19 protein-coding genes are annotated in these 22,491 nt (G+C 59.7%); 4 read left to right on the forward strand and 15 right to left on the reverse strand.

The features are described from left to right. Positions 1-175: 175 nt before the first annotated feature. Together AAAX31_RS03790 and yqeB are read right to left on the reverse strand one after the other, a co-directional pair. Complete coding sequence (locus AAAX31_RS03790) at positions 176-1,219, reverse strand: XdhC family protein (protein ID WP_349076207.1); 1,044 nt, start codon at positions 1,217-1,219, stop codon at positions 176-178. Positions 1,220-1,228: 9 nt separating this feature from the next. Continuing rightward, entirely contained in the window at positions 1,229-2,023 is a 795-nt protein-coding gene (gene yqeB, locus AAAX31_RS03795) for a selenium-dependent molybdenum cofactor biosynthesis protein YqeB (RefSeq protein WP_349076208.1), read from the reverse strand. Between the two features lie 102 nt (positions 2,024-2,125). Between yqeB and yqeC the strand changes: the two genes are divergently transcribed. Beyond that, positions 2,126-2,860 carry a selenium cofactor biosynthesis protein YqeC gene (gene yqeC / locus AAAX31_RS03800; protein ID WP_349076209.1) on the forward strand — a complete coding sequence of 245 codons (735 nt, stop codon included), beginning with the start codon at positions 2,126-2,128 and terminating at the stop codon, positions 2,858-2,860. A 109-nt stretch (positions 2,861-2,969) separates the two neighbouring features. Here the strand turns inward: yqeC and hydA are convergent, their stop codons facing one another. The 5 genes from hydA to dpaL all read right to left on the reverse strand — a co-directional run bounded on the left by hydA (position 2,970) and on the right by dpaL (position 9,188). Next, positions 2,970-4,337, reverse strand: a complete 1,368-nt coding sequence (gene hydA / locus AAAX31_RS03805) for a dihydropyrimidinase (RefSeq protein ID WP_349076211.1) — start codon at positions 4,335-4,337, stop codon at positions 2,970-2,972. 8 nt (positions 4,338-4,345) lie between these two features. After that, positions 4,346-4,960: a nucleotidyltransferase family protein gene (locus AAAX31_RS03810; protein ID WP_195232232.1), complete on the reverse strand. Its 615-nt coding sequence runs from the start codon at positions 4,958-4,960 to the stop codon at positions 4,346-4,348. Positions 4,961-5,109: 149 nt separating this feature from the next. Then, positions 5,110-6,312: a knotted carbamoyltransferase YgeW gene (ygeW, locus tag AAAX31_RS03815; RefSeq protein ID WP_349076212.1), complete on the reverse strand. Its 1,203-nt coding sequence runs from the start codon at positions 6,310-6,312 to the stop codon at positions 5,110-5,112. A 201-nt stretch (positions 6,313-6,513) separates the two neighbouring features. Then, on the reverse strand, positions 6,514-7,899 hold the full coding sequence (locus tag AAAX31_RS03820; RefSeq protein ID WP_117769415.1) for a YgeY family selenium metabolism-linked hydrolase: 1,386 nt from the start codon (positions 7,897-7,899) through the stop codon (positions 6,514-6,516). A gap of 74 nt (positions 7,900-7,973) precedes the next feature. Further along, positions 7,974-9,188 carry a diaminopropionate ammonia-lyase gene (gene dpaL, locus AAAX31_RS03825; protein WP_117769413.1) on the reverse strand — a complete coding sequence of 405 codons (1,215 nt, stop codon included), beginning with the start codon at positions 9,186-9,188 and terminating at the stop codon, positions 7,974-7,976. Between the two features lie 277 nt (positions 9,189-9,465). On the opposite strand from dpaL, the gene AAAX31_RS03830 reads away from it, so the two are divergent. The 3 genes from AAAX31_RS03830 (at position 9,466) to AAAX31_RS03840 (ending at position 11,663) form a co-directional block, all read left to right on the forward strand. Continuing rightward, a complete protein-coding gene (locus AAAX31_RS03830) occupies positions 9,466-10,119 on the forward strand; it encodes a helix-turn-helix transcriptional regulator (protein WP_022094290.1) in 654 nt (217 codons plus the stop codon). Positions 10,120-10,242: 123 nt separating this feature from the next. Further along, entirely contained in the window at positions 10,243-11,232 is a 990-nt protein-coding gene (locus tag AAAX31_RS03835) for a hypothetical protein (RefSeq protein WP_349076213.1), read from the forward strand. Positions 11,233-11,381: 149 nt separating this feature from the next. After that, positions 11,382-11,663: a hypothetical protein gene (locus AAAX31_RS03840; protein ID WP_147332627.1), complete on the forward strand. Its 282-nt coding sequence runs from the start codon at positions 11,382-11,384 to the stop codon at positions 11,661-11,663. Positions 11,664-11,736: 73 nt separating this feature from the next. Here the strand turns inward: AAAX31_RS03840 and AAAX31_RS03845 are convergent, their stop codons facing one another. From AAAX31_RS03845 to AAAX31_RS03880, 8 genes are all read right to left on the reverse strand, one after another. Next, complete coding sequence (locus tag AAAX31_RS03845) at positions 11,737-13,854, reverse strand: DUF262 domain-containing protein (RefSeq protein WP_349076214.1); 2,118 nt, start codon at positions 13,852-13,854, stop codon at positions 11,737-11,739. A 39-nt stretch (positions 13,855-13,893) separates the two neighbouring features. After that, positions 13,894-16,986: a DEAD/DEAH box helicase family protein gene (locus tag AAAX31_RS03850; protein ID WP_117769405.1), complete on the reverse strand. Its 3,093-nt coding sequence runs from the start codon at positions 16,984-16,986 to the stop codon at positions 13,894-13,896. A gap of 1 nt (position 16,987) precedes the next feature. Next, on the reverse strand, positions 16,988-17,551 hold the full coding sequence (locus tag AAAX31_RS03855) for a hypothetical protein (RefSeq protein ID WP_117769403.1): 564 nt from the start codon (positions 17,549-17,551) through the stop codon (positions 16,988-16,990). A gap of 3 nt (positions 17,552-17,554) precedes the next feature. Beyond that, positions 17,555-18,829 (reverse strand): restriction endonuclease subunit S, encoded by a 1,275-nt coding sequence (locus tag AAAX31_RS03860; RefSeq protein WP_117848312.1) that lies wholly within the window; start codon positions 18,827-18,829, stop codon positions 17,555-17,557. Positions 18,830-18,831: 2 nt separating this feature from the next. After that, the gene (locus AAAX31_RS03865) at positions 18,832-20,628 is read right to left on the reverse strand and encodes a class I SAM-dependent DNA methyltransferase (protein WP_117769399.1); all 1,797 of its coding nucleotides are present in this window, start codon (positions 20,626-20,628) and stop codon (positions 18,832-18,834) included. A gap of 2 nt (positions 20,629-20,630) precedes the next feature. Then, positions 20,631-20,837 (reverse strand): hypothetical protein, encoded by a 207-nt coding sequence (locus AAAX31_RS03870; RefSeq protein WP_117769397.1) that lies wholly within the window; start codon positions 20,835-20,837, stop codon positions 20,631-20,633. A gap of 329 nt (positions 20,838-21,166) precedes the next feature. Continuing rightward, positions 21,167-21,901 carry a 3'-5' exonuclease gene (locus tag AAAX31_RS03875; RefSeq protein ID WP_349076215.1) on the reverse strand — a complete coding sequence of 245 codons (735 nt, stop codon included), beginning with the start codon at positions 21,899-21,901 and terminating at the stop codon, positions 21,167-21,169. Between the two features lie 340 nt (positions 21,902-22,241). Next, positions 22,242-22,491 (reverse strand): hypothetical protein (locus AAAX31_RS03880; RefSeq protein ID WP_349076216.1); only part of this gene is annotated, 250 nt, incomplete at its 5' end.

Below are 22,491 nucleotides of genomic sequence, written 5' to 3' on the forward strand. Positions count from 1 at the left end.
TACTATACGCGCATCGGGAGTGTATTTCCAGAAAAACCTCGTCTGCCTGCACAACTCCACAACTCCCCCGCACAAATGGGTCCCAAAAAGCTGTTGCGGTGAAATAGGGACTGTTTGGCGGCCTAACAGGCTTAAACAATCCGTATTTCACCGCAACTTATTGGTGGGGATGCGATTAGCGCTTGCGGGGGACGAGTTTGGTGCGGCGCAGGTGGATCATCTCGGCGGCGATGGAGATGGCGATCTCCTCGGGGTCCTCGGCCTCGATGGCAACGCCGATCGGAAGGTGCAGCTCGTCGATCTGGTCCTGCGTAAAGCCTTCCTGCTCCAGGCGGGCGCGCACAAAGGCCGTCTTGCGGCGCGAACCCAGACAGCCCAGGTAGGCAGGCTTGGCACGCATGGCCTGAATCACCACGTCGATATCGGACTTGTGACCCGCCGTGGCGACGACCACCAAGTCGCGCGGACCGATGGGACACAGCTCGCTCAGGTTCTTGTAATCGACCAGGCGACGATCGTAGACACCGGGCACCCATTCGGGCGTCAACGTGCCGGGGCGGTCATCGCAGGCCACGACGGCAAAGCCCGCCGCCGTGAGCACGCGCGCCGTCGCGGCGCCCACGTGTCCGCAGCCAAAGATGTAGGTCAGGCCCTCGGGGCAGAGCGTCTCGACGTGCGCCGCGGGAATCTCGGAGGCGGCGTTAGTGTAGGTGACGTTACCCCCCTCCTCCACCAGTGAAAGCCCGGGGCAGCCCGCAATGGTATGGCGCGATGCCTCGCCATGGTACTCGGCCACATCGCCCTCGAGCGCGCTCGCGATAAACGGCTCAAAGTCGATGACGAAGTCGCCGATGCGCCGATAGACCAAGACGTCGGCAATTTCCTGGAACAACGGTGCCTGGGTCGCATCCAGATGCAGATAGCACAGGCAAATGGCTCCGCCGCAGATCATGCCGGTATCGGAGTTCTCGCCGCCCATGGTGTAGCGGACCAGACGCGACTGTCCCGCGCTCAGGAGTTCGCGCGCCTCATCCAGCGCAAAGAGCTCAATCTTGCCGCCGCCGATAGTGCCCGCCTGGCTGCCGTCGGCAAAGACGGCCATCCAGGCGCCCACGCCGCGCGGCGACGACCCCGCCGTGCCGGCCACGACCACGAGCTCGCACGTCTCGCCAGCACGCAGGGCGGCAAGCGCCGCATTCACAACATCGAGCTTTTCCATTGCCGCCTTCTATCCTCTAAAGATATCGGTGAGCATAGCGAGTGCCTCGAGCACGCCGCCGCCGACCGACGTCGCCTTGTCCGAAATGTAGTTGATATAGCTGGCATCGCCGCGCGGATCGACATCGGCGCATTTAAAGCCCTCGGTCACCTGCACGCCGTTCGCCAAAAGCCCGCGCAGACAGCCATCGATCTGCGTGCGCATGGGCGTATCGCCCGCGTAGCCAATCACGTCTCCGGCGCGCACGATGTCGCCGATTGCGCGGTCGGACCGAAACACGCCGGCGGCGGGGCTGTGGATAACACGCTCTTTGCCATAGCCAGCGATAATGCCCGGCACGCCCGTGTTGGGCTGGGGTGAACCTTGGGTAATGACACGGCCCAGGAAATGCCCGCGCATGGTCTCGACCACGGCGTCGCAATCGACCGGCGCGGTAAAGCCCGGCCCCACGGCGATGACGGTAGGCGCCATGTCGCGCGTGGTGCCCAGGTTGCGCTTGGCCAGAATCGCGTCGACCACAGCCGCGGGTTTAAGCTCATCGAGCATCTTGGCCTGAGGGTCCACCACGACGGCAACATCCCCCGCTTGGGTAATCTCGAGCGCCTCTGCCGGCGTCTGCGCCAAGCGAGCGCGAATGCCCTCGACCTGGACCTCGCCCAGGCGAATAGCCTCGCAAAAACTGATTGTGCGGCGGATGCACGTGGGAACCGCGATATCGGCCATAACGACCGACACGCCGGCGCGCACCAAGCGAGCGGCGACACCCGTGGCGATATCGCCGGCGCCGCGAACATAAACGAGCATTCCCGGGGCACCTCCCTGTGCTACGGTTTGAGCAGAGCAAAAGCGGTTCGACCGCTACTCTGATGATTATTTATTATCACAGTATTATACGGCGGTGAACAGATGGAAACGGTTAGCGGCAATCTTGCCTCGGCGCTCAGGATCGAGCCGGGCATTACCGCGATTATCGGCAGCGGCGGCAAGTCGACGTTGCTCAAAACGCTGGGTCTTGAGCTCATGCGCGCTGGCGGCCGCGTGCTCCTCTGCACCACCACGCATATGCTTCCCGTTGCCGGCGTGCCATGGGACGGGTCGAATCGTCGCCTGGACGCCGCGCCTTGGAAGCCAGGTGCCCCACACGCCCCAGGCTGCACCTGCGAGGCCTGCGCGGGGCTTGCACGCGGAGGCATCTGCCAGGCAGGCATCTTGGACCCGGAGACAGGCAAGCTCTCCGCCCCCGCCGAGCCACTCGGCGAGCTGGCACAGCGCTTTGACTATGTGTTGGCCGAGGCAGACGGTAGCAAGCGACTCCCGCTCAAGGCGCATGCCGCCTGGGAGCCGGTAATTCCCGCCGCCACGGCAAACGTTGTCTGGGTCGTCGGCACCTCGGGACTGGGCAAACCCGTCGCCGAGGTTGTCCACCGCCCCGAGCTCTTTTGCGAGCGTTGCGGCTGCGAGCTCACCGACACTGCCACCCCAGAGCGCGTCGCCCAGGTGCTCAATGCCGAGCTGCGGATGCTGAACCTCAACAATGCCCGCATCATGCTCAACCAAGTCGACACGCTCAGCGACCCCACGATGGCCGACCGCTTCGAGGCAGCTCTCGACCACCCCGTCGTCGCCAGCAGCCTCAAGTAGCCGGCCCCATCTCCTCAGTTGCGGTGAAATACGGACTGTTTGGCCGCCCGACGGCCGCAAACAGTCCGTATTTCACCGCAACTGAGGAGGGGACACGGCATCTTTGCTGCTAGCGGGGGACGTAGCGGCCGGGCTGGGCTCCGGTGGGCTCGCCGTCGCGTGCCGCCAGCACGCCGTTCACAAACACGGCCTTGGCGCGGCCATGTGCCTCAAAGCCCTCGAGCGGCGTGTAGTCCACGGCCTGATGCTGTGTCGCGGCGCTGATCGTCCAACGCGCGCAAGGATCCCACACGCACACGTCGGCATCGGCACCCTCGGCAAGACAGCCCTTGCGCGGGTACATGCCAAACACGCGCGCCGGGTTCTCGCTCATCAAGCGGCAGAGGTCCTCGGGTCCCAGCTGTCCCTCAAAGCTCGTGGCAATCGCGACGGGACGATGCTCCACGCCGGGCCCGCCGTTGGGAATCGCGCGGAAATCGTCGCGCCCGCGGTCCTTTTGCCCGTGCAGGTTAAAGCTGCAATGATCGGTCGCAATCGTATCGATCTCGCCGGCCACAAGCGCCTCGCGCAGTGCCGCACGGTCACCGGCATGGCGCAGCGGCGGGCTCATCACGTACTTGGCGCCCGCAAAGCCGTCCTCGCCCTGCTCCAGATAGCAGGTGTCGTCAAGCATCAGATATTGGGGGCAGGTCTCGACATAGATATTCTTCTGCCCGCGCGCTTTGGCAGCACGAATGGCCCCGAGCCCCAACTTGGTCGAAAGGTGCACCACGTTGACTGGGGCGTCGCCGGCCAGGTGCGCCAGATACAGCAGGCGGCTCACGGCTTCGGCCTCACACACGTCCGGGCGGCTGAGCGCATGCCCCTCGGGCCCATGAATCCCCTGCTCGTACACGCGCTTCTGCAGCTCATTCACCAGCGTACCGTTCTCGCAATGCACGCACAGTATGCCGCCAATACGCTTGAGCTCCTCGAGCACCTCGAGCGTCTCGGCATCGTCCAGGCGCAAATGATCGTAGGCAAAGTAGGTCTTAAACGACGATACGCCCGCCTCGCGCATAGCCGAAAGATCGGCGCGGTTGCGTTCATTCCACTCGGCGAGTGCCATATGAAAGGCGTAGTTGGCCGTGCAGGTTCCGTCGGCACGGCGATGCCACTCGGCCAAGGCATCGGGCATGGTCACGCCGCGATCAGCCGTCGCGTAGTCCACGATGGTCGTCGTACCGCCGCAGGCAGCCGCACGCGTGCCGGTTTCAAAGCTATCGGCTGTCCAATCCATGCCAGTCCAGCACTGCATGTGCGTGTGGCCGTCGATAAAGCCGGGAAACACCCAGCAGCCCGCGGCGTCCTCGACGGTATCGCCCTCGGCCGGCTCAATCGCCGCGGCAATCCGCACAATCTTGTCGCCCTCCATGGCAAGATCGGCGCGGCGAAGCCCCTGGGGCGTCACGAGCGCGCCGTTTTTGATGATGATCATGTTGCTCCTTATTGATTAATACAGTTGGCCACGCGATCAAAATACGAGCAGGCCGCGATATGCTCCGTTATGCGTCGCTGTCCCTCTGCGGTATCGACATCCCACAGCTCGTAGGCACGCGCCTCGACCAGCACCACGTCGGTACGGTCCTTGAGAATCGAGCCCCCGCCGTCCTTGCCCTCAAGACGCATGAGTGCATCGAATAGTTCCGCCGGAAAGAGCACCGGGCTCGAAGGCTCACCGTTGCACGCCAAGCGCACCGGATGTTTGCGGCCACGCTCGTCAAACGCGCGAACCATGGCCTCAAAAGAGTCCGTGCTCACAAGCGGCTGGTCGCCCGGCAAAAAGAGGCAACCTTTCCAGTTGCGTTCGACTCCCCACGAAAGGCCCGCACGGACGCTTTCGCTGCGCAGCTCGCCATCGTGCAGAACGCACGGGCAATGCTTGTCCTCGCAAATCTGAGCGACCTCGGGCCAACGCGTCGAAACCACGACGTCAAAGCCCCGGGGAACCGAATCGATGGCCCGGGCAATCAGCGGCTCGCCATAGATATCGGCAAGCATCTTGTTAGAGCCAAACCGCTTGCCCTCGCCCGAAGCCATAATGACGCATCCAAGTCTCATGGTGATACCTCCCCCGAAACCATCGTACCCATAACTCGCGCCGCGGGCATCCACATCGAAAGCGCTTATCCCGCACGCCCGCGATGCAAAAAAGGGCACCCCGCCGGTTGGCAGAGCGCCCCCTTTACATGGCTTACCTCAACCCGGCTTTAGGCCTGGAGCCAACGGGCGGTGTTGCGCTCGTCGAGGGCCTTGAGGGTAGCGGCGGGATCGGCAACCTTCTGCAGGAACATCATGGCAGCGATGGCGTACGGCTTGTAGCTGGCCTCCTTGTACATGCCCACGCGGTGCATGTCGAAGACGTCGGCGTTAACCTCGCCGTGCTCACAGGAAACACCGGAGATGTCGGCGGGCAGCGGGTGCATAAAGATGGTGTCTTGGCCGTTGGCAGTCTTCTCCATGAGCTCGGTCGTGGAGCACCAGTCCTGATGGGTGGCGTTCTGGGCGAGCAGCTCCTTCTCGAGCGCTGCGATGCCGGCGTCGTCGCCCTCGGCGTACAGGTTGGTGCGCTTCTCCATGGCGGCAAACGGAGCCCAGCTCTTGGGGATCACGATGTCGGCGCCCTCGAAGGCCTCGGCCATGGTGTTGACCTGCTTAAAGGTGGTGCCGGACTCGGCGGCGTAGCCCTTGGCGCGCTCGACGACCTCGGGCATGAGGTCATAGCCCTCGGGGTGAGCCAGGGTGACGTCCATGCCAAAGCGGGGCAGCAGGCTGATCAGCGACTGCGGGCAGGACAGCGGCTTGCCGTAAGAGGGCGAATAGGCCCAGGTGACGGCAACCTTCTTGCCCTTGAGGTTCTCGAGGCCGCCAAACTCGTTGATGAGGTAGAGCATGTCGGCAGAGGACTGCGTGGGGTGGTCGGAATCGGACTGCAGGGAGATGAGCGTGGGACGGTGATCCAGAACGCCGTCCTCGTAGGCCTGCTGCACGGACTCAGAGACCTCGGTCATGTAGGCGTCGCCCTTGCCGATGTACATGTCATCGCGGATGCCGATGACGTCGGCCATGAAGGAGATCATGGTAGCGGTCTCGCGGACGGTCTCGCCGTGAGCGATCTGGGACTTCTTCTCGTCCAGGTCCTGCAGCTCAAGGCCGAGCAGGTTGGCGGCCTTAGAGAAGGAGAAGCGCGTACGGGTGGAGTTGTCGCGGAACAGGGAGACGGCCAGACCCGAGTCGAAGATCTTGGACGAGACGTTGTTCTCGCGCAGCTCGCGCAGGGCGTCGGCGACGATGTAGAGAGCCTTGAGCTCATCGGTAGTCTTGTCCCAGGTGTGCAGGAAGTCGCTGCCGTACATACCCTTAAAATCGAGGCCGTTCAGCTGCTCGACGAGCTCGGTAAACTTAGCGTCCATGGAAATGTCCTTTCTAAAGATGAAACGATCGCAATGAGTAGATGTGCTCCGGCATGCGCGTGTGGCTAGAACATGCAGAGCACCATGACGAGGACCCGCCACCGTTGAGGAAGCATGGGAGATAACGACCGCGGGCCCCAAGTCAACAGGGGGTGCCGGGGACACGAGCAGCCCCCGGCTCAACAAAATCGAGGAATGGGACTAATCAATCTTGTTGTTGGTCAGACCGGCGCGGAACACGGTGGCGTCGCCATCGGCCTTGCTCGGATCGTAGAGGTTCAGGGCAGCCACGTACATGGCAGCAGCGGTGACCAGGTCGTCCTTGTAGGTGACCTCGTTGGGAGCGTGAGCCTGAGACTCGGCACCCGGGCCAAAGCCCACGCAGGGGATGCCGTAGCGGCCCTGGATGGAAACGCAGTTCGTGGAAAAGGTCCACTTGTCGCACAGCGGGCGACCGGTGCGCTTGTCCATGCTGGGCTCGCAGCCGATGCGCTCGTCACCGAACATGGCCTTGTGGGCGTCGACGAGAGCCTTGACGTGCGGAGCGGTCTCCTTGTTGATCCACGTGGGGAAGTAAGCCTCGGTCTCGTAGACCTCGCCGGTCCAGGACGGACGGTCGTACATGTACATGGAGACCTTCACGTCGTCGCCGTACTTCTTGGCAGCCGGCAGGTTGCGGATCTCGTCCAGGCAGGACTCCCAGGTTTCACCGGCGGTCATGCGACGGTCGATGGAGATGGCGCAGGAGTCGGCCACGGCGCAACGGCTGGGGCTGGTGTAGAAGATCTGGCTGACGGTGCAGGTGCCGCGGCCCAGGAAGCGGGCATCCTCGAAGTGCTCGGGATTGTACTTGGGGTCGAGCATCTTGACGAGACCCTTGATGTCGGTCGACTCGTCGCAGCCGTTGTTGTTGAGGGCGCGGACGTCGGCGATGATGTCGGCCATCTTGTAGATGGCGTTGTCGCCGCGGTCGGGAGCGGAGCCGTGGCAGGAGGTGCCGTGAACGTCGACGCGGATCTCCATGCGGCCGCGGTGACCGCGGTAGATGCCGCCGTCGGTGGGCTCGGTGGAAATGACGAACTCGGGCTTAATGCCGTCCTTGTTGTAGATGTACTGCCAGCACATGCCGTCGCAGTCCTCTTCCTGGACGGTGCCGACGACCATGATCTTGTAGCCCTCGGGGATGAGGCCCATGTCCTTCATCATCTTGGCAGCGTAGGTAGCAGAAGCCATGCCGCCCTCCTGGTCGGAGCCGCCGCGGCCGTAGATGATCTCATCGGTCTCGTAGCCCTCGTAGGGATCGGCATCCCAGTTCTCGATGTTGCCGATGCCGACGGTGTCGATGTGGGAGTCGATGGCGATGATCTTGTCGCCCTCGCCCATAAAGCCCATAACGTTGCCCAGGCCGTCGACCTTGACCTCGTCATAGCCAAGGTTCTCCATCTCGGCCTTGATGCAAGCAACAACCTCACCCTCCTCGCAGGACTCAGAGGGATGGGAGATCATAGCGCGCAGGAAGCGAGTCATATCAGCACGATGAGACTCAGCAGCAGCCTTGATAGCGTCGAAATCGAGTTCTTTAGCCATTGTTCATAACCTTTCAAACGAAGGAATCTACCTTTGAGGTGGCGGAGCGATACCTATTTACTCCGCCCCAACGATTAGCAAGTGGGATATTCGCCTTCCCAAACAATGCGGCGATACTGGTCGGGATCCGTATCGCCCTCGGTGGAGAAGCAGAGCACGGAGCTCGTCTTGTCCAGGCCGATGAGTTCCTTGAGCTCGGCGTACTCGGGATCGAGCATGAGAGTCTCGACCAGACCGGTGGTCACAGCGCCGGACTCGCCGGAGATGACGCGCGGGTCGCCCTTCTCGGGAGCGCCCAGGGTGCGCATGCCGCGAGCGGTGACCCAGTCGGGGCAGGACACGAAGGCGGTGGCGTGGTTGCGCAGGATATCCCAGCCCAGGATGTTGGGCTCACCGCAGCACAGACCGGCCATGATGGAGGGCATGTCGCCGTCCACGATGCGCGGGTCACCGTCGCCGGCGGCAGCGCCCTTGTACAGGCAGGCGGCAGGCGCGCACTCAACCACGACGAAGGTGGGCGGGTTATCGGGATACAGGTTGGTGAAGTAGCCCACCACGGCGCCGGCGAGCGAGCCTACACCGGCCTGGACAAAGACGTGCGTCGGGCGGTTGATGGCCATCTCGCGCAGCTGCTCGGCAGCCTCGGAAGCCATGGTGCCGTAGCCCTCCATAATCCAAGACGGGATCTTCTCGTAGCCCTCCCAGGCGGTGTCCTGAACGATGACGCCGCGCTCGCAGGCGTCGGCCTCGGCGGCGGCCATGCGCACGCACTCGTCGTAGTTGACCTCTTCGATGGTCACCGTGGCGCCCTCAGCGGCGATGTTGTCGAAGCGGGGCTTGGTGGAACCCTTGGGCATGTGCACGACGGCCTTCTGACCCAGCTTGTTGGCAGCCCATGCCACGCCGCGGCCATGGTTGCCGTCGGTGGCGGTAAAGAAGGTGGCCTGGCCAAAGTCCTTGGCAAGCTGATCGGAAGTCAGGTAATCGAAGGTGCAGTCGGCAACGTCCTTGCCGGTCTCATCGGCAATGTAGTTGGCCATGGCAAACGAGCCGCCCAGAACCTTAAAGGCGTTGAGGCCAAAGCGATAGCTCTCGTCCTTAACGCACAGGTTGGACAGGCCCAGGCGCGCAGCCTGACCGTCCAGACGGGCAAGCGGAGTGACGGTATATTGAGGGAACGACTGGTGGAAGGCACGGGCCTTCTTCACGTGGTCGAGGCTCATGATTCCCAAGTGCTTGTCATCGCTCTTGGGCATCGTGTTGCCCGCCCACTGGATCTTATCGGCCATACGGTGAACTCCTTAAGTCCTCTCTTGCCGGCCCCCGCATACGCGTTTCAGCCCGATCCCATTCACACGGCTGAACTTTTATGTGGATGCCAAACAAAAAGTTTGTTAGTAATGTTCTATCACACTTTTTGATTGGCGTACCTAACGAATTGTTTGTTGCCGTAATCGGTACTTTTTCGCCGCCGAACGGTCATGAATTGCCTTGTTGATGGATTTGTTTGCGGTCAAGTGTGGTTTATGGCAAAGTGTGCCCAAACTAATTTTTAGGAAGGCACCCATGACCCCCGCACAGATTGAGTTTTACAAGCGCCTAGCACACGGCCTGGCGCTCCAATTTGGCCCCAACTGCGAAGTCGTCGTCCACGATCTGGAAACCGAGGACGTGGACCACTCCATCGTAGTGATCGAAAACGGCCACGTCAGCGGGCGCAAACTGGGTGACGGCCCCAGCCATATCGTGTTTGAGTCCATGCACGAGGGCACCACCGACGTGCACGACCGCGAGCCATACCTCACCAAAACCACCGATGGCAAGCTGCTCAAATCGTCGACGATCTTTATCCGCAACGACGAAGGCAAGCCCGTCGGCATTTTGGGCATTAACTTTGACATTACGCTCATGAAGGCTTTTGAGCGTTCGCTCGACGCCTTTACCGGCACCGGCGGCACGGGCTATACCGAGCCCGAGCCCATTACCAAGAACATCGGCGACCTGCTCGAGGACCTGCTGCACGAGTGCGAGCAGTTTGTGGGCAAGCCCGCGGCACTCATGACCAAAGACGAGCGCATTCGTGCCATTGGCTACCTCGACCGTCGCGGCGCCTTCCTCATTTCCAAGTCGAGCGAGCGCGCCTGCGAGTTCTTTGGCATCTCCAAGTACAGTTTTTATAGCTACCTCAATGAGGCCAAGGCGGCGGCCGGCGACAAGTAGGCGCTCGCCTGGATTGCCCCTCCCCTTTTGGGCGCGAGTTCTGGAAAGCACGAATCCAAGACCGAGCCACTTGGGAAGTTCCATATAATCGATGTCATTAGTATTTCGAAAGGATGGAACAGAATGGCGTTGAGCAAGGCATCATGCACCGGTCGCGGATTGATTCCGGCAATTGGTGGACATGTGCACCGCATGTTCGATGAGGGTGAAGACGACCTGTTTTCGCTGAGCCTTGGCGATGTGATGGATGATCGCCCGTGGACCGCCGACGAACTCATGGGCGGCGGCGCGGCTCGCCCGTCAAGCCCCAATCCCGCACTTGCGCCTAAGACCGCATCTGCGCCGACTCCTGCGCAGTCGGCTGTTTCGACGCCCGCGCCTACACCCGCACCCACTTCGGCGCCCACGCCCGCTCCCCGCCCCGCAAGTGACCCATCCGAGACGGCGGCATTTCTCGCAGCAGCGACGCAGGGCAAATCGGCCGACAGCACTGTTATGTACAGCGCCCAGCAGTTGCCTGTTCCTGCGGCACGCAAGCCTCCGGTCGCAAGGCTCGATGAGCCCGTTGCCCATCAGGTTGCCTACGATTCCTGGGCTGCAACCGATCTGGATGAGACCTCTACCGGCATGCCGGCGCTCGACGTTCCAGTTAACCCGCTTTTTGCCGCCAACACGAGCGCCGCAGACTATGAGGGCGGTACGGCATATTCCGATTATTCCGATGGCTATGCTGGCAACAGTCGCATCGAGACCGAGGACTATGGCACCGCGTCGAGCGATTATCCCAACGATCCGTACGCTGCCACGCCCGCACCGGAATATGACCCGGAGGCCGCGTCCGCGCCGGCGTATACCAAAAGCACGGGCGAAGAGCGCTTCGCCGATTATTACGCCGAGGAAAAGGCACTGCGTTTCTCGGAATTTCCGCAGGCAGTCAAGGTTGCCTTTATCGCCATTATCATTGCCCTGCTCGGTGTCATTGCATTTGAGGGATTCCAGCTGTTCCGCGGCCCCACCCAAGCGGAGTCGGAGACCCAGCAAAAAGAGGACGATAACCAGTACCTGGACATCAACACCCTCAAGGGCGACCCCAACGACGGGGACGACGAGTAGCGAGGGCTGAAGGCGGCCACAGGATCCCGCATCCAGCACCAGCTTCTTAGTGCTGTTTTGTCATCCAGCTACACTTTTCCGAAGTTTTAAGGTGCCTATTTCGACACTTTTCCGGATTTTATACTCTGTCCCTCCAGATGCGCTTTACGGTGCAGGCGTTGGAAGAAGGGCCATGTGCCGCTGGCGGCCCACATGTTCTGCAGATCAAGCTGCTCGGAGACGGCTCGCGCGAGCCGTCCAGCTGGAAGCTTTTTGCCGACGGTGCGTGCGTTGCGGACGGATCCGGCGCCTTTGCCCGCGAGTGCTTCTGCGAGGGCGCCGAGGTGTTCCTGGACCTGTGTCGCGACGCCGTGCACGCGGCCGAGCTGCACCAGTGGAGCCAGAGGGAGTACGAGCTGCTGAGCGCGGCGCGCGGGATTGCGGGGGTGTAGGTGGGCAGATAAGCCATCGGCAATTCCGAGATGGCAAGGGCCGGGAATTAGATTCCCGGCCTTTAACCTAGCACTACTTTATAAGATCGAGCACCGCGGGAATGTCATCGGCATTACGAAGAGCAACATAGGTCGGTAGGCCTGGGCCAAATCCACCCTGCGTACGTTTGTCCTGGCACATGTCCTCTGGATCAATTAGGTCATCCACGCTCTTTGCCAGGCCGACGGCAATCCAGCCACCGTTGCTGGTCCTACCTTCTAACACGGCATGCAGTTTTCGCTTGCCCGACCTGAAGCCTACATAGTACTTGGCTATGTAGGACTCCCACGAAGGGTTACCACTCAGAACGGACTCGCGCACCTCATCGAAAAGCTTCTGGTTGAGCCCACCTTCGGCAAAGGTGGGGTGGTTCTCATGCAGAGTCCAGACAGGAGCCTCGTCAGGCTCCCCACGAGAAGGACGGTACTTGTCGACGACGTCTGCCGGAAGGTCGGGATACTTCCATATCTCGCACGCTTCTTTCGCCAGCTCGTCCGCGCGCTGCCCAATCTCTTCCTCACCCCATTTTTCATGCGAGACAATCGATTTGTTTAGGTAGAGCGGGCTGCACTTAAATCCGACGTCAGGCAGATTGAGCTTGTCCGAGAACGACCGGTTTGAGTACTCCTGGTTGTAGCCCGTCAGCGTAAGATTTCCCAAGTTGTTGCACAGCCTGTCGTGGACGTCTTCCCAGTTCTCACCAAGCGATTCCTTCCAGCCGTGCTCATCATCAATCGTCTGGGGCATGATGTGCTCGGTCTGGTAATCGTCGGCTGAGATGGACTCCTTCGGGTGGTGCCAGTTCTCCATGCGTTCCAGGTAATAGCGCTTTTTAGAGAAGCGGTTGTAGCAGTCACGCGCCTTAAACTCCTCGACAAAATGCTCGTCTGTCGGAAAGTATGCGGTCATACCGCTGCTGTGGATAAGGAGCATCGCCGTAACGTACTCCTCGATATCGTCCTGCTGCTCGAGATTGCGATACATGCCGGCAAAGAAATTATTTAGGCCCGTGGTAAGTCTGCCGCAAACCGCTCGCCTGAACAGAAACGACTCGATAGTCTCGCAGATACGTAAAAACGCATTGCGGTCTAGTCCATTCCCCTCGTAAACCGAATAAAGCAACATTAAGAGGGGCCTTATCTGCTTCACGTCGAGGCTTACGATTCTGCCGAACACTCGGCGCAGTCCGTCGTCCTTCTCCTTACCAAGGAACAGACTGGCGTATCTATGTGCATACCCGCGCAGCTCCTTAAGCAGGCCCTCGGTGTCACCATCGTAGTCGTCGGCGAAATAGCGCTTAAACTCGTAGTAGGCCTCGTTCTCCTTCGGCATCCTATTGGGAACTTTAAGCCACAGCCAGTACCAGATAAATGCATTGAACTCGTCCTCGCCGCCTTTTCCGAACAAGCACTCGAGTGGATGCCAATAACCCTCATAAAGCTTGGTCTGTTCGTCGTTGGGAAGCGACATTAGAACGTAGTTACGGATGAGGTCAATGGGCGTGAGCGGCTTGCCCTTGGAGTTCATGGACTCAAATATGAGCTGGGCATTATCAACGCCAGCGGTGAGCTTAGTGTCGATGACCTGCACGCGGTTTAGCCCCGCCCAAAGCCTTGCCGGGTCAAATGATTTACCACGCATCTTCTCGCGGAAGAACGCATGGTTCTCGACAATCCGATCCGATTTTTCATCTGGCACGGGAGCCCCAGACACGATGGAGAACAGCGTCTCTTTATCGTCCTGCGAGAGCACCAGCTTGTAGCGTGCCAGACCGTTGTAGTCGTCATCGTTAAAGAGGTAATTTTTCCTCAGCGCCGAGATTTTGAGGTCGCCAAGGAAGCCAGCCTTGTCGGGGTTGCTCTCCAAATAGTCAGCCAAAGCTGCAATCATCAACGAAAACGTCGTCATGCGCTGCTGTCCGTCAATCAGAAGCACGCGCGAAATGCTCGTGGCAGAGCTCTCGGACTCGGGGATATAAAGCATTGACCCCACGAAGTGCGATACGCCATCACGACCCGCTCGCATGACGTCATCCCAAAGCACCTCGCACTCTTTTACACTCCACGAGTAAACTCGCTGGTACACGGGAATGACAAACTGCATCTTCGCCACGCCCATAAGGTCGAGTAGATTTGCCTCGGTTGCTTTCATTTGCGGTTGCCCCTTTTTCCAACATCAATCTCAGGAATCCTACTTGAATTTCTCAACCAGCAGCTGCCCGATGGCGCTCATCATGGCGCGATACTTCTCACTGTCCTCAAAGAGGCTGGTAAAGGAGTCCGTGTTCTCCACATAGGCGCGGCGAGCCTCCTCATCGAACACCTTGGGCAGCAGGCTTGATTCGAAGACCTGTCTGCCGTCGCGACGGATGGTGTCGGCGACCTGCGGGTTTTCGGCGATACGCTTCCACAGCGTGTCGATAACCACACGATCTCCCTCGGTGAAGTTGCCAGCCCACTGCTCGTTGAACTTATCCACGAGCACCTGCAGCGGGTCGCGCTTCTTATCGGGCGTCACGGTCTTGGCCGCGCCACCGGGATCGAGCACGCCGCCGCCAGGCTCAAGCGAAATGCTGCCCTCGAACTCCTGCTTGAGCTTGTAGAAGCGCATCTCGACCTTGTCGTCCACAGCCTCGACGGGGATCTTCTCGACCTTGAGGAGGTGGCGCAGATAGCTTAAATACACGTATTCCTTATGCAGGTCTCGGTCAAACATGCGCACGATCTGGGTGATGTAGGTGTACCACTTGCAGAAGCTACGCACCTTGCGACGAACCTGATAGCGTTCATCGTCGTTCAACTCGTTATAACGCGCGACCGCCGGCTTCAAAACGGCCGCGAGCTTACCCTGCACGTTGCTCTGCGATTTACCCTTGCCATCGGTGAAGACTATCTCGGCAGCGGCCTCAATGTCAGACTCGTCATAGAGCCCGTAACCGCGAATATCGGTCTGCACCTGATAGAGGAGGTCGGTGTTAATCTGCTCGGAAAGCGACGTCTCGGTGTAGAAGCGTTCGAAAGCCTTCTGGATGTCCTCGGGCTTGTTCACGAAGTCGAGGATGTAGGTGTCCTCCTTGTCCGGGTGGATGCGGTTGACGCGGCAGAGCGTCTGGACGGCCTTCACGTCCTTGAGCTTCTTGTCCACCACCAGCGTGTGCAGCAGCGGCTCGTCAAAGCCCGTCTGGTACTTCTCGGCAACAACAAGCACGTCCCCATAGTTGTGGAACTCGGCCTTCGTTTGGCTCTCGGCGACGCGTTGTCCATCGTGGCCGACGTTGATGACCGGCTCGGTGTACTCGGGACCGTCGGGGCCGTCAGCCGGGTCGCTAATGGCGCCCGAGAACGCCACCAGCACCTCGATATCATCGTAGCCCTTCTTCTGCATGTAGCGCTTGATCTCGTGGTAGTAGCGAACCGTCGCGAGGCGCGAGGCCGTGACCACCATCATCTTGCCCTTGCCGCGGATTTTGGTGCGTGTCACATTGCGGAATGTCTCCACGATGATCTCGGCTTTCTGGCCGAGGGCATAGGGGTGCAGCTCCTTATACTTGCGGAGCAGCTTGAGCGTGGGGCTGCTCGGTACGTCGGGATTGTCGGGGACCGTGCGTGCGAGCTCGACGGCCTCCGAATAACTCACGTAGTTGGCGAGGGGGTCCATAATGAAGCCCTCCTCTATCGCCTGGCGCATCGAGTAGACGTGGAACGGGTGGAAGGACCCGTCAGGCCACTCATCGCCGAAGATCTCGAGCGTCTGTTCCTTTGGCGTGGCGGTAAAGGCAACGAAGGTCAGGTTCTTGTGACGGCCGTGGCTCGCGAGCTCGTCGGCGAGCTGGTCCTCCCAATCGGCTGCGGCGTCCTCGGCTTCCGCCTCGATCTCAGCGTACTCCTCGAGCGCGTCGCGCTTGTCGGCAAGGGCGCTCTTGAGCTTGAGCGCGCTCGTTCCCGTCTGGGACGAATGTGCCTCGTCGACGATGATGGCGAAGCGCTTACCCTTGCTCTCGACCTGCTCGTAGATCACGGGGAACTTCTGAAGGGTCGAGACGATGAGACGAGCGCCGCCGTTGATGGCGTCCCGCAGGTCGGCCGAGGTCTTGTCCTTGCCGATGGTCACGACCGAGCCGATGGCGTGATCGAAGCCCGAGATGGTCTCCTGCAGCTGGCTGTCGAGCACTCGGCGGTCGGTGACGACGACCACGGAGTCGAACAGCGGGGTGTCATCCACAAAGAGGGATGCAAGGCGATAGGCCGTCCAGGCGATGCTGTTCGACTTGCCCGACCCCGCCGAATGCTGCACGAGGTAGTTCTTGCCCGTCCCGTTCGCGCGCACGTCGGCGATGACCTTACGCACGGAGTCGAGCTGGTGGTAACGGGGGAAGATGATGCGCTCCTTCTTGCGCTTCACCTCGTTGCCGCGCGCATCGAGCTCTGTCTCTTCCTTGACCTCCAGGTGGAGGAACTTGTTGACGATATCGAGCAGGCTGTCCTTCTGCAGGGCGACCTCCCACAAGTGGCTCGTGGCATAACCGTCGGGATTTGCGGGGTTGCCGGCGCCGCCGTCGTTTCCCGCCCCGGCGGAGCCCTGGTTGAACGGCAGGAAGAAGGTCTTCGCGCCCTCCAGCTTGGTGGTCATGTAGACATTTTCGAGATCGACGGCGAAAAAGGCCACCATGCGCGTGTTGAACTTGAGACAGCGACACCTCGGGTCGCGGTCCTCGCGCCACTGGCGCATGGCATTCTCAACGTCTTGGCCGGTGAACTGGTCCTTGAGCTCTATGCTCACCAGGGGGATGCCGTTCACGTCCAGGACCATGTCGATGGTCTGGTTGCCCGTCTCGGCGAAGTGGAACTGGCGGATGCAGCGGCAGACGTTCTTGGCATAGCGGTCGGCGGCGCTTTCGTTAAGCCCGCTCTCCGGCTTGAAGAATACGACCTTGAAAGGAATTCCTCGGTGCTTGAAGCCGTGTTTGAGCACCGCGACCATACCCAGGCGGTCGACGGCGTCGTTGAAGACCTTGGCGAACTTCGCCGTGGAATCGGAGTTGCACATGCGCTCGAAGCGATCCCACGCCTTGGGCTGCGTCGTCTGGATGAAGTTGACCAGGGTGGCGGCGTCGAGCGCACGGTCACGATGCTCCATGTAGCCGCCGCCGACCATCTGATAGGTGCCGTCCTCGACGTAGAGGAGCGAATGCCTGTCGTCGCACTTGAAGAAACCGCCCTCAGGCGAGCAGAGAAACGACTCGATGTCCTCTTCGAGGTTCTTTTCCTTTGTCTGCGCAGGCATGCTACAACCTCATCTCTCTCAACTCGCGACCAAAGAGAGCGAGCCACGGAAATATGCTCTTGTTTAGCACCATGTACATCTTCGCGCGCTGCTTTTCCGTCGGTGCCGTCCTCTTGTTGAACATATCCACCATGAACTCGTAATCGTTTCGACCGTCATAACCGTTGTACCTATTGGCCGGAAAGGCGCCCCTCTCGTAAAGGAAAGCGTAGAGGCGTCGAGAAAACAGATCCCTGTTCATGCCATCGAGTCGCACGCCCGGCTTCCTCGCCTCAAGGGCTTCCAGCAGCTTGATCGCTGCCTTCCAGCCCTCAACCTCGTTCTTGAGCTCATCATTTTCAAACTTAAGGATGCAGGTGGAGCCTATTGGCGAGAGCTCTTTCCCGTTGACGGAATTTTTGATTGTGAACTCATACCTGATGCCCTCATGCCCGCAAAGACACTCTCCGGAGGTGTTCCCATTGTCATGGCACCCCACCACGTGCCATTCGGAAACGGCAATATCCCACGTTTTCGACGACGACGCCTCCAGCACGATGCCCGGAAGACGATAGGAATCGCCCATTGGCTACACCTCCCGCTTTCCGGTGACGGTCTCGTAGATGAGCGACTGCTTGTACGCTTTGAGGTCGGTGATGATAGCCTGCTTGGCAGCGATATCGGCATCGATCTGGGTGCACTTCTCGTCCAAGTAGTCCGCAATGAGACGCTGTTCGGAGAGAGGGGGCAATGGCACAAACGCCCGAGCCAATACGTTAGCGGCAAGATTTGCGCTCGTTGCACCAATGGCAGTAGCCATGGCTTGATTGGTGGTAGATGAGCACGTAAGCGCATAGCTAAGCCACTCGGGAGCGCAGCAAATGGGTCTAGCGACAGTCAGCGAAGAAGCAACCGTGCCGCAGTTCTCCGTTCGGTTCAACGAGCATTTGCCAACGCTTCCGCGCAAACAAAAGACGACATCACCGCGCCGTAGCTTCACACCCTTAAGTGAATCGTACTTATCTTGCGAAATGTACTTCGAAAAGACGTCGGGAAGATAACGACCATTGAGGTCGCCAGACGTAATAAACGGAATTCCAGCCTCTTGAATGTCGTCGCCTGAAGGGTAGCTGTCACTTCTATCTCCGTTGAGAAATACAGCGAGACGCTTCACCATCACGAGGCCCCAGTTCGCATTCATTTTTCCTATCGCCGGGACTCCGCTTTCTTTCACTTTGAAAGCGTTACACGTACCGTAAACAATGGCTCGTTTAACCACATCGTTTTGATACGCCCTGTACTCTTCAATAGACTGCTCGGCGGTGGAGACGGCGCGGTCGATTTCGGCGCACTTATCGTCCAGGTATTCCGCGATGCGGCGCTGCTCATCGAGGGGAGGCATGGGTAGCACTTGGGCTGCAAAGTCCTCGAACTTGATTGTTTTGCCTTCGCGGATGCCCAACGTTAGTGAATTCATATGGTCAATAAACGACGGCGACTTAAACAAGTACTTATAGAACTGATAGTCGATTGGCTTTATTGAGCGAAACGTTTGGTAAGCAGGCGAACAGACCCCTTCGAAGTCGGAGCGCTCGAAGCCGCCCTGGAAGCTGCGCAGGCTGATTACAAAATCATTCCTGTGAACCGTACGGAATCTACTTAGGTCGGTATCGTCCTTAACGCGAACAACACCTTCAAGCCTATCCTGAGGCCACATGCCATGCTTCTGGGTCGCTGCCAAAAGCGTAAGGTCATCGTTGCCCCTGTCGTTGGTGAGTTTAAACAGGCGCTTAGCCCTATGCAATTTCCACCTCGAGGGGACCTCGCCGAGCCACTCGACGCCACTGTCCTTCATCTCCCGCATTGCTAACGCACCTCTCCGAAGAGGGCCTTGAGGCTCTTCTCGAGCGTCTTCTCGTGCTCGAGGATGCGCTTGGCGATCTCGTCAGCTGGCTCCAGCTCGGCGTACTTGTAGAACACGCGCGTGAACGGGACGGTGTAGCCCACCTTGGTCTTCTTCTTGTCCACCCAGGCGTACTTGTTGTACGGGCGTACCTCGCGCTCGATATAGGCGTCAATGTCCTGAGTGAGCGGGATGTCCTCGGTGTCCTCCTTGGCCTTGTCCGCCTGCATTTTCCCGCGTTTGTTAAGGACGGGTTCTCCGTCCTCGTCGACGACGGGGCTCTCCACGGCAACGCGGTTGAAGCCAAACTCGACCGTCTCCATCAGGCGCGCCTCGACGGAGACCTCTAGTCCGTTGGACCCGGCGCCCGTCCAAGTGCCGTCGCGATACTCGGAGTACGCCTGGACGATAAGGTCGCGGCAGGACTTGGTGATGTCGTTCTTCTTGTCGCCAATGCCCTTGCGGCGCTTCTCGAAGCACCGGGAGGCGTCGATGAGCAGCACGTGGTCGCGATGCTCCGGTGCCTTCGCCTTGCTGAAGAGCCAAACGTAGGTGGCGATGCCGGTGTTGTAGAACGAGTCGCAGGGCAGCTGCACGATCGCGTCGAGCCAGTCGTTCTCCAACACGTATCGGCGGATGCTGTCCTCGCCGCTGCCGGGCTTGCCCTTGTAGAGCGGACTCGCGTCCTGGACAATCGCCATCACGCCGTCGTCCTTGAGCTTAGACAGGCCGTTGAGCACGAAGAGCATCTGACCATCGCCCTTGGCGGGAAGCTTCTCAACGGGGAAGCGTCCACCGCCGGCAGTCTTGAATTCCTTCTCCACCGAGGGGGCCTGAGGATTCCACGGGTCACCGAAGGGTGGATTGGAAATGCAGTAGTCGAACTTGAAGCCATCGAACTTATCGGCGGAGAGGGTATCTCCGAAGCGCATGTTGGCGTCGTCCTCGCCACGAATTAGCGCACTCGCCTTCGCGATGCCGAAAGTGAAGGGATTGAACTCCTGACCGTAGCAGGTTACACGGGCCTCGGCGTCGAGCTGGCGCAGGCGCTCCTCGGTGCAGCCGAGCATCTGCGAGGTTCCCATGGTCTGGTCGTAGACGGTCTTCGTGATGCGGTCGCCGTCGAAGACGTGCGGGTCCGCCTGAATGAGCAGGTCGGTCATGAGGTACACGATGTCGCGGCTCGTGAAGTGAGCGCCGGCGTCCTCGTCGTAGGACTCGGAGAAGCGCTGAATGAGGTTCTCGAAGATGTAGCCCATGTCCACAGCTTTGATCTTGTCGGGCGACATGTCGGCCTGCGGCTTGCAGAAGTCGCAGACGACCTGGTAGAGCAGCGGGGCGTCTGGGTCGGAGAGGCGTTCGATCTGGTCGGCGAACTTCATGCGTGCCAAGATGTCCTGCACGTTGTCCGAGAACCCGTTGATGTAGTCCTTGAAGTTGTCCTCGATGTTCTCCGGGTCGGCCTTGAGCGTCTCGAAGGTGAACTTAGAGGTGTTGTAGAAGGGGTAGCCGGAGGCATCGCGCAAAAAGCCGTCCTTCACGGAAAAGGCTTTGTATTTCTCAGCTGCGGCGAGAACGGCATCGTGCGTGGGCTCAAGGCAGTCGTGGAAGCGTTTGATAACGGTCATAGGAAGGATGACCAGGCCGTACTCATGAGGCTTGTAGGGGCCACGCAGGGTATCGGCGGCACTCCAAATGAGAGATGCCTTCTCTTGAATATTGGCGCCAACGGCCTTGATAAGATCGTCGCTATCCGCCACTGCTATTTCTCCTTCTTGGTCAGATATTCGATGAGGCTCATCTTTACCAGCGAGGTAAAGCTGATGCCAGAAAGCGCAGCGGCGTCCTTCGCCGCATCACGCATGTTTTTAGGTATGCGGATGGTCACGGCAACGTTCTCGCCATCCACAAGAAAGCTCTTGAGCTCGCCTGTCTTGGCCTCTCCGTCGACAAGCTCGGCGTATTTCATTGGCAACCCCCGCGATTGCATGATGCAATACAAATGTGCTTCTGATTCTAGCAAAGGAACAGAAGCCAATGACCATCTGACGCAGATAGAAGGGGAAGTCGAGAGTCAACGTTCTGCCCATTCGCGATGCCATGGAATCTTAGGTCCCGTAGGCTTGTCAGCCATTCGGTTAAACCTATAGATATGAATTTAGGACCGGTGACTTGAATCAGCGGTCATCCCGGGCCCATCGATATGCAGTGTACCCAGGGCTAGCAGGTTTAACAAATGGATTTTCGTTAGCGCGACCTCGACCGTCCCAACTGCCTCGGCTACCAACTGAACGCCCCCTACCTCCCCTCCGCCTTCAGCTTCAGCAGCAGGTCGCCCAGCTCGGGGCACTTGCTGGAAAGACGCGTCTGGGGTCGCTCGCCCATCCCCCATCGTTGGCGGATCTCCTGGGCGTGCGGACTCACGTGATAGTTCCCCTCCATCATCTGCTTGAGAAGCTTGGCGGTCACGCGCGCATCGGCAAGGGCGCTGTGGGCGTGGCCCGTCGACTCGTCGAACTCGATGCCAAACCACGTTGCCGCGTCGCCCAGCGAGACGCGCCCGTGGCTACCCACGTCCATGATCGAGGTGTAAAACGCCTGCAGGTCGGCCCAATCCGCAGGAAATGCGGAAAGGTCGATGTGCTTTGCCTGGCACTCGGTCAAAAGCTGTCGACGGTCCGCCCCGCTCCAACAGACCACCTGGGCGGAGTAGCGACCGATCCAATCACTGAGCCTTTTGATCACCACATAGAGTGGATCGGCCATCGCGGTGTCCACGGCCGATATCCCTGTGAGCTCGCGGACGGGAAACGCAACGCCTTCGGTAAATTCCGTCTGCACAAACTGCGAGAACTCGCCCATAACGTTGCCGTGGTAATCGAGTTTGACGGCGCCGACCTCGATAATCTCATTGCGCAGTCCACGGCGCTGGCGCTGCTTTGGCACCGGCGCAAACTCAAAGTCCAGCACAATCTGGCGCGCAAAGTTCGTCGTATCGATAGCCGAGATACCCGGCATCTTTTCAGCTGACACGGTTAGGGCCTTTCTCCGTTGCTTGCCGCTTGCTACATAGGCGGCTACATTGCCGTAAAGATAGGCGCCCGTGCGGACATGAAAGCGGGACGCAATGCCATGCGCCAGGCACTCGCCACACAGACGGCACCAAGGGAGTCGCCCGCTCTATTCAAATGCATGAAAAAGATTTAGGCCCGGTGACTTGAATCAGCGGTCATCCCGGGCCCATCAATATGCAGTGTACCTACAGAGGGCTGGTTAATCAAACGGGCTTTCGGTGACGAAGACCTGCGCGTCTAGCCCCAATCGCCCAGCGCCGTCTTCTGCCGCCCTTACGAAAGGCTGCTATTCGAGGGAATCACGTTGCTGTTATTATCGAACATATATTCGTATTTATGACCGCGCTTTGATAGAATGGCAGTTGTTGACGGCAGTTCCATGTGCCGGGCAGCGCCCTCCATGCGACGGGAGGTGATGCCCATGACCGATCTGATTGATTTCGTGAAGCTCCTGACGTGTAGAACAGGCCGCCCTTACCGGTCCACGAGAGCTCCGGCACGCAGAACAGGCCCGTGAGCACGCCGCCCAGGATGCCGCCGATACCATGG

Origin of the sequence: Collinsella sp. CLA-ER-H5 (assembly GCF_040092375.1) — a bacterium.
In the GTDB taxonomy this organism is placed as follows: Bacteria; Actinomycetota; Coriobacteriia; order Coriobacteriales; family Coriobacteriaceae; genus Collinsella.

What these genes read in the sequence shown, in the direction of transcription:
- AAAX31_RS03850 (WP_117769405.1), bottom strand. Translation starts at nt 16,986, where the DNA reads ATGCCTGCGCAGACAAAGGAAAAGAACCTCGAAGAGGACATCGAGTCG.
- hydA (WP_349076211.1), bottom strand. Translation starts at nt 4,337, where the DNA reads ATGATCATCATCAAAAACGGCGCGCTCGTGACGCCCCAGGGGCTTCGC.
- AAAX31_RS03845 (WP_349076214.1), bottom strand. Translation starts at nt 13,854, where the DNA reads ATGAAAGCAACCGAGGCAAATCTACTCGACCTTATGGGCGTGGCGAAG.
- yqeC (WP_349076209.1), top strand. Translation starts at nt 2,126, where the DNA reads ATGGAAACGGTTAGCGGCAATCTTGCCTCGGCGCTCAGGATCGAGCCG.
- AAAX31_RS03870 (WP_117769397.1), bottom strand. Translation starts at nt 20,837, where the DNA reads ATGAAATACGCCGAGCTTGTCGACGGAGAGGCCAAGACAGGCGAGCTC.
- AAAX31_RS03860 (WP_117848312.1), bottom strand. Translation starts at nt 18,829, where the DNA reads ATGCGGGAGATGAAGGACAGTGGCGTCGAGTGGCTCGGCGAGGTCCCC.
- AAAX31_RS03810 (WP_195232232.1), bottom strand. Translation starts at nt 4,960, where the DNA reads ATGAGACTTGGATGCGTCATTATGGCTTCGGGCGAGGGCAAGCGGTTT.
- AAAX31_RS03835 (WP_349076213.1), top strand. Translation starts at nt 10,243, where the DNA reads ATGGCGTTGAGCAAGGCATCATGCACCGGTCGCGGATTGATTCCGGCA.
- ygeW (WP_349076212.1), bottom strand. Translation starts at nt 6,312, where the DNA reads ATGGACGCTAAGTTTACCGAGCTCGTCGAGCAGCTGAACGGCCTCGAT.
- AAAX31_RS03790 (WP_349076207.1), bottom strand. Translation starts at nt 1,219, where the DNA reads ATGGAAAAGCTCGATGTTGTGAATGCGGCGCTTGCCGCCCTGCGTGCT.
- dpaL (WP_117769413.1), bottom strand. Translation starts at nt 9,188, where the DNA reads ATGGCCGATAAGATCCAGTGGGCGGGCAACACGATGCCCAAGAGCGAT.
- AAAX31_RS03830 (WP_022094290.1), top strand. Translation starts at nt 9,466, where the DNA reads ATGACCCCCGCACAGATTGAGTTTTACAAGCGCCTAGCACACGGCCTG.
- AAAX31_RS03820 (WP_117769415.1), bottom strand. Translation starts at nt 7,899, where the DNA reads ATGGCTAAAGAACTCGATTTCGACGCTATCAAGGCTGCTGCTGAGTCT.
- yqeB (WP_349076208.1), bottom strand. Translation starts at nt 2,023, where the DNA reads ATGCTCGTTTATGTTCGCGGCGCCGGCGATATCGCCACGGGTGTCGCC.
- AAAX31_RS03855 (WP_117769403.1), bottom strand. Translation starts at nt 17,551, where the DNA reads ATGGGCGATTCCTATCGTCTTCCGGGCATCGTGCTGGAGGCGTCGTCG.